Genomic DNA, 6,597 nt, shown 5'->3' with positions numbered 1-6,597 from the left:
GGCGGCAATCACGTCCATTCGTTCCTTCGCGTTCTTCAATGGAAGCCCCTGCGTGGTGCTCGATGGTCTGGTTGGCACCGCCACCGTCACCACGCAGGGCCCTCCGTCGGTTACGACACGACGCGAAAGGTGGGGACTTCTATCTGGCCACCAGTGGGGACCTCGACTTGGCCACCAGTGGGGACTTTTTCATGGCCACGGACACTTCCGAAGGGCGCTGGCCCGTTGCCTCCGACGCCATCGCACGCACTGCGTCACGCTTTGCCGCGCTGCAGCAAGCAGGTTGCGATCCACCACCGACACGAACCGGCGTTCGACCGCGGTGGCGTTTGGCTCGGGCATCACCAGGAATCAGGGACACCAGTCGCGTTGGGGCCGCCGCGATGGCGCCCATAGTGCGCGAAAGCGAGTGCGTCACAGTGGGCGAAGTGGGCGCCCATAGTGGGCGCTGTGACACACGTAGCAGGGGCCGCGGAGTTGCCGGTAGCGCGGGTAGCCCCGGGCGTCGTCGCGCGGGGCCGACTCGGTGACAGGATGAGGCAGCTCGGGGGCCGACGTGGCTGCTGATCCCGTATCTGATGCAGTTGAACGCGCGTTTGCCCAGGTCAGTGTGCAGTGGTTTCTTCACTGCGGTCAACGCCCACATTCAGGTCCCTGGCCACCCGGTCAATTGCGGAACTCCGGCCACAGCAACACGGGAGGCGGCCAGCATCCCGCGGGACCCCTCGCGCGGGCAACGCCTCAGGCGTCGTTCTCGGCTGGTCCGCGGTGCGGTGGAGCGAGGCGGTGCGCGATCGTGGCGGCCTCGAGCCTGTTCGGCGCGTCGAGCTTTCGCAGGATCCGCGAGACGTGCACGCTTGCCGTCTTGACGCTGATCACGAGCGCCGCAGCGATCTCACGGTTGGTGTATCCGCGGGCGACGAGAGCCAGTACCTCCGCCTCGCGTGGAGTTAGCCCGAGGATGTCCTCAAGCCCCTGCTTGCCGTTGGAGAGCGCGGCCTCCGGTGACGCGAGATCGAGCCGCGCGCGTAGGGCTAGGAGTTCGAGCTCCCGAAGGAGGGGCTTACATCTGAGCCGAGTCGCGACGGCGTGCGCCTCCCGGAGCGTCACGCTCGTCTCGATGCGGGACGCACCGACCGCGACGAGCGCCTCGGCCTGACGCCAGCGGCAGTACGCCGCCAGGGGCGGGCGTTCGAGCCGCTGCCAGCCGGCCGCGGCCTCCGACCACGACTCAGGCCGCGCGGCGCCGCCCGCGCGCTGGTACTCGGCCTCGGCCAGCGTCAGCCAGCCGTGGGCGTTGGGCGTGACCGCTGAGGCTTCCGCAGCCGCTCGTCGGGCGACGCCGATGAGCTTCTGCGTCCGAGCGAGCCAGGTTTGAACGCCGTCCGCATCGCGGCGGGCGCGCGCGAGCGCTGCCAGCTCTCCCTCTGCGCGCAGTCCTTTGGCGCAGAGTTGGACGCGGATCTGCGCAGCCTCACGCTGGTGTGCCCGAGCCAGGCCAGCGTGGATGGCCGCGTCGGCGTCCGTCCAGCGGCGCTCCCACAGCGCGAGCTCCGCGAGGTATCCGGCGTGTCGGCCAGGCCCGCCGTTCTCGTGCAGGCTCGCGCACGCGGCCTCGAGGTGCGCCCTCGCGGTGTCGAACTGGCCGCGGCCGATCTCGAGGTCGGCGCGGACGATGGAAAGCACATCGGGGAAGCTCGAGGTGGTGGCCCGGAGCGCGGCCGCGCTCAGCCTCTCGGCTTCGTCCCAGTCGCCGATCGCTAGCAGCGCCTCGATCTGGTTCGAGACCAGCACCGTGCTGTCGATTCCGTACCGGCGCATCGCCTCGAGCCCCGACTGCCCCAGTCGCACCGACTCTCGGTGCCGTCCCAGCATCGTCAGCGCGTCGGTGAAGTTGACGTACGCCCGTTCCAGGCCGATGTGATCGCCGATCCTCTCCGCGAGCTGCAGGGCTTCACGAGAGCGGGCGATACCCTCCCCGGTGCGGCCGAGGTAGGCGAGGTCGGCGCCGAGGACCGTGAGCGCCCGGACCTCTGCCTCGCGCGCGCCGACGCTCCGGGCGTGCGCGAGCGCCTCTTCGGCGATCGGCAACGACTCCGCGTGGCGCCAGCCCATCATCAACCCCCCGGCGAGTGACCCCAGCGAGTATGCGCGCTCCGGCGAGGGCGGCTCCACCGGCGCAAGCTCGACCGCGCGTTCGAGTGCGGCGAGGGCATCGTCGTTGCTGCCGGTCGCGTAGAGGTATTCAGCCACACGCACGTGGAGGAGCGCCGCTCGGTGCGGATCGTCGTCGCTGACGAGCTCGATCGCTCGCCGCCCGAGCCCGAGCGCGCGCTGGGCGGCGCCGACCTGGCTGGCAAGCTCGGCGGTCCGGGCGCAAAGCTCGGCGAGGTCTAGCCCGCTGAGCTCGGCCGCGTCCGGCACCCCGTGCCAGAGCCCGAGCGCCCGCTCGAGGTGCGCGTGGGCTTCGGCGAGGCCGAAGACGGCCTCCGCCTCGCGTGCCGCGTCGACGGACGCGGCGAGCGCCTCTGCGCTTCGCCCCGCCGCCTCCCAGTGTGGCGCGAGCTCCGCCGGCGCGGCTGCGGTGCTGCGCGCGAGCCCCTCGGCAATTCGCGCGTGCAGCTCCTCGCGCTCTCCCGGGAGAATCGTCGCGTAGACAGCCGCCGCCAGGAGGGCGTGGCGGAAGCGGAAGCTGCCCGTCTCCGGCTCGGCCACCAGGACTCCGTGGTCCACCGCCTGGCGGAGGGAGTCGCGCAGGTCGCCCTCCGGCAACTCCACAGTTGCGTGGAGCAGGGGATACCTGATTTCACGTCCGGCTACCGCGGCCAGGCGCATCACACCCTGCGCCGGGTAGTCGAGGCGCGCGACGCGCTGTAAGAGGAGATCGCGCAGGCGACGGGTGAGCTCGCCCCCGTCACCCACTGCGGCGAGCAGCTCCTCGGCGAAGAAGGGGTTGCCCTCCGAACGGACAATGATCGTGTCCGTCACGGCCGCGGGCACGAGAGTGTCAGCTTGAGCCGCGACGAGCGCTGCGAGCTCGTCGCGGTCGAGTGCACCGACCTCGAGAACGATGGCCGAGCCGGAGCGACGGACGCCGTCCTCGAGCCTCCGCATCCGCTCGGCTGACGAGGGCTCGTCTGCGCGGTAGGTCGTCAGCATCAGTAGCGGTCGCTCGGCCACGTTGTGTGCGAGGAAGACGACGAGATCGAGTGTCGAGGTATCGGCCCAGTGCAGATCCTCGAGAACCAGCAGCACCGGTGTGGCGGCTGCCCGTTCCTCGAGCATCGTGAGCGCGTTCTCGAAGACGTTGAGCTGCGAGCCGGGCGACCGCCCGTCCACCTGCCGAGGGTCGCCGAGTGGACGCAGTGCCTCGACAAACGGCTGGTAGGGCAGTTCTGTGCCGACGAGGTCGATCGAGCGCCCCAACAAGACCTCGAACCCCGCGTCGCGGGCGCCACGCGCGAACTCGGACGCGAGCCGGGTCTTGCCGATGCCCGCTTCGCCGGAGACGACGACGGTTGCGCCGCTCCCGTCGCGGGTTGCGTCCATCGCACGCTCGAACTCTGCGCGCTCGCGTAAACGGCCGACGAATACCCCGCTCGCGCGAGCCTCCACTCGGGCAAGTATTCCGCACCCACCTCACGACGGGGAAGGCCCTCGTAAGCACCGCAGCTTCTGAAGATACGCAGGCCGTGGACGAAGGATAAGGCTCTCCGCCTGATTCGCTCGAGCACCTCAAAGGGCCACGCTCCTCTTGATACACCCGCCGAGGAGGCAAGAGATGACAGCGGTTGCGCAAGACCAGCACGAGCCGATCGGGCGGATGCAAGTGCATACGGTGCTGGGCGGCGGCGGCCTACGGCTGCACGTGCGTGAGTGGGGACCAGCGGACGGACCGCCGATCCTGTTCATTCATGGCTGGTCGCAGAACCACCTCTGCTGGGTGAGACAATGCGACAGCGCGCTCGCCGACGAGTTCCGAGTCGTCGCCTACGACCTCCGCGGTCACGGCATGTCCGAGGCGCCGCTTGAGCCCGAGCACTACACAGACGGCAAGCTCTGGGCCGACGACGTAGCAGCGATCATCGACGAACTGCGTCTCGACCGGCCGGTGCTCGTCGGCTGGTCCTACGGCGGCTACGTCATCTGCGACTACGTGCGTACGTACGGCCAGGATCGAATCGCTGCGATCAACTTCGTTGAGGGCGCGGTCAAACTGGGCGAGGCGGCCTTCGGCAACCTGATCGGCCCCGGCTTTCTCGACCATTTCGTCGACGCTACTGCGGACGACCTGCCGACGAGCATCCAGGCGATGCGCTCCTTCGTGCGGGCGTGCGTAGTGAAGCCGGTATCCGACGACGACATCGAGTCGGCGGTGTGCTGGAACGTCGTCGTACCAGCCGCGATCCGGGCGAATCTGGCGGCCCGCGAGATCGACTGCGACGACGTACTCAGTGCTCTCGAGGTGCCGTTGCTCGTCACGCAAGGCCGGGCGGACTCGGTGGTGCTGCCAGCGATGGCCGAGCACGTCCTCGCCACCTGCCCGGTCGCCGAGGCGTCCTGGTACGAGGGCGTCGGTCACGTGCCGCACCTGGAAGAACCCGAGCGCTTCAACCGCGAGCTGACCGCGCTGACCCGACGCGTCCAGACCTGATCGCAGAAGGAGACACACCATGGCGGCAAAACAAGTCGCCGAGCGGTGCGGCCGGGCGATACGCGGTGCTCGCCGCAGACGAACGTTCGTCGCCACACCCGCTCTCCGTGCGATCGAAGCTCCTGCCATCTCCACTCAGCGGGCACAGCGAGTTGGTATGGAACTGCACCCGGAAGGAACCGGCGCGCACGTCTGCGGCAAGTCTTCGTTGCCTGAGGACGAGACCTGCCTGCTGTGCCCACCGGCCGACTCCGTCGACGCCGTCCACGAGGCCGCCCGACGCACGAGCGTGGCGTTCGAGCGCGTCACCGAGGTGATACCCGAACCACCCGACTAGCCACGCAGGTTTCCTGAAGGAGGAAGCTCATGGCACTCAGAATCGGCAATCACGTGCGCAGCAATATGATCGGCTACCTAGCCTTGATCGCGGCGTTCACCCTGGCGCCGGCAACGGCGTACGCCACCCACCTGGTCGTCCGCTCCAGCGACATCGTCGACGGGGAGGTCAGGAGCGTGGACATCGGCAACGACCAGGTCCGTAGCGCCGACGTCCGCGACGACACTCTCACCGCCGGCGGGCTCAGGGCGGTCGACCTCGGACCGAACTCGATCGGAACCTCAGAGGTCGGCCCCGACGCCCTCACCGCCGAAGACCTCGCCAACAACATCATCGGCAGCGAAGAAGTCGTCGACAACGCACTCGAGGGCGTCGACATCAAAGAGTCCACACTCGCCGAGGTGCCCTCAGCTCTGCTCGGCGGCTTCGGACGCACAGGAGCGGAGTCGAACTGCGACCCGGAGACCACGACACACATCACCTGCGCCGCCACGGGGGTGATCAATGTTCCGCCCGGGGCGCGGGCGCTGCTCCTCGCGCGCGTGCGCGCAAGCACCGAGGGCACCGACGACTCGGGGAACGGCGAGTGTCGACTCGGCACGAGCTCGATCGGCACCGTCCCCAACACGGGCTACTCCTTCGTCCTTGGGGACTTCTTGGAATTTGAGATGGCCACCCTGATCGGCGTAACGCCGCCGTTGCCTGCCGGCCCGACGGACTTCGGGATCGACTGCAACCAGATTGCCGGCGGCTCGATCAACTACCGGGAGGTCTCGGCAACCGTGGTCCTGATCTCGGGCAGCTGATCGGCCACGAGGTCGACACCCACGCCTCGTTCACCGTCACCGCAACCTGAGGACGAACCGACATGAGAATCACACATCCGATCGCCGCTGCCGCACTGCTGGCGACGATGCTGGCCCCTGCCGCCGCTCACGCCACGCCGCGCGCCACTATCACCGGCACCTTCAGCGACTCGTGCCGCGACTTCACCGCCCACTCCAGCAACGACATCTCCCACGTCCTCGTCGCCTACCTCGACGGGCGGGCGGTCAAGGACGAGACCCCGACCAGCCCGGACTACGCGCTCGACGGCGGGGCCGGCGACGAGGTCACGTCCGTGACCGTCAAGTCCGGCACCACGGCGCAAGCATTCACCTGCCAGAGCGGCAGCCCGCCCGTCGCCGTCCTGGAGATCAGGCTGTCCCCCTACTGCCTGCCCTACGACAACGGCGGAGGCCCGTTCTACTGGTGTGTCGGCGGCGAGACGAACGACGAGCGGACCGTTTTCGTCGACCCGGGCGACCTGAAGATCGACATGGGCTGCCTGCCTGAGGTGCTCGCCCAGTGTCTGCCGATCACCTTCCGCGGCTCCAGCAGCGCCGACCCCGACAACGACCTCACCACCTGGTCGATCGACTTCGGCGACGGCACCGTCGCGACCGGCGACTGGACCGCAACGCCACCCACCGAGGTGACGCACGCGTACGCCAGCCTGTCCCCGTGCTTCACCCGCTGCCACATAACCCTGACCGTCACCGACTCCGGCGGGCGAACCGACTCCGACACAATCGAGATGGCGTACTTCGACCAGAGCCCAGACTGA

Annotated in this window: 5 protein-coding genes; 4 read left to right on the top strand and 1 reads right to left on the bottom strand. The window is 68.8% G+C overall.

The window, feature by feature from the left end:
- Positions 1-741: 741 nt before the first annotated feature.
- Complete coding sequence (locus D0Z08_RS33550) at positions 742-3,615, bottom strand: helix-turn-helix transcriptional regulator (protein WP_182481583.1); 2,874 nt, start codon at positions 3,613-3,615, stop codon at positions 742-744.
- Between the two features lie 166 nt (positions 3,616-3,781).
- Here D0Z08_RS33550 and D0Z08_RS29870 point away from each other — a divergent pair, with 166 nt between their 5' ends.
- The 4 genes from D0Z08_RS29870 (at position 3,782) to D0Z08_RS29855 (ending at position 6,597) form a co-directional block, all read left to right on the top strand.
- On the top strand, positions 3,782-4,654 hold the full coding sequence (locus D0Z08_RS29870) for an alpha/beta fold hydrolase (protein WP_220454454.1): 873 nt from the start codon (positions 3,782-3,784) through the stop codon (positions 4,652-4,654).
- Between the two features lie 157 nt (positions 4,655-4,811).
- Positions 4,812-4,991 carry a hypothetical protein gene (locus tag D0Z08_RS29865; protein ID WP_118928929.1) on the top strand — a complete coding sequence of 60 codons (180 nt, stop codon included), beginning with the start codon at positions 4,812-4,814 and terminating at the stop codon, positions 4,989-4,991.
- 29 nt (positions 4,992-5,020) lie between these two features.
- Positions 5,021-5,797, top strand: a complete 777-nt coding sequence (locus tag D0Z08_RS29860) for a hypothetical protein (protein ID WP_147381584.1) — start codon at positions 5,021-5,023, stop codon at positions 5,795-5,797.
- A gap of 62 nt (positions 5,798-5,859) precedes the next feature.
- The gene (locus D0Z08_RS29855; RefSeq protein ID WP_118928927.1) at positions 5,860-6,597 is read left to right on the top strand and encodes a PKD domain-containing protein; all 738 of its coding nucleotides are present in this window, start codon (positions 5,860-5,862) and stop codon (positions 6,595-6,597) included.

The sequence above is a fragment of the Nocardioides immobilis genome (genome assembly GCF_003515065.1).
Classification (GTDB): Bacteria; Actinomycetota; Actinomycetes; order Propionibacteriales; family Nocardioidaceae; genus Nocardioides; species Nocardioides immobilis.
The sequence above is the reverse complement of the archived record's forward strand: the minus strand, read 5'-3'. Positions and strand labels throughout refer to the sequence as shown.

Coding starts and splice junctions, on each gene's coding strand:
- D0Z08_RS29870 (WP_220454454.1), top strand. CDS start 3,782: ATGACAGCGGTTGCGCAAGACCAGCACGAGCCGATCGGGCGGATGCAA.
- D0Z08_RS29865 (WP_118928929.1), top strand. CDS start 4,812: ATGGAACTGCACCCGGAAGGAACCGGCGCGCACGTCTGCGGCAAGTCT.
- D0Z08_RS29860 (WP_147381584.1), top strand. CDS start 5,021: ATGGCACTCAGAATCGGCAATCACGTGCGCAGCAATATGATCGGCTAC.
- D0Z08_RS29855 (WP_118928927.1), top strand. CDS start 5,860: ATGAGAATCACACATCCGATCGCCGCTGCCGCACTGCTGGCGACGATG.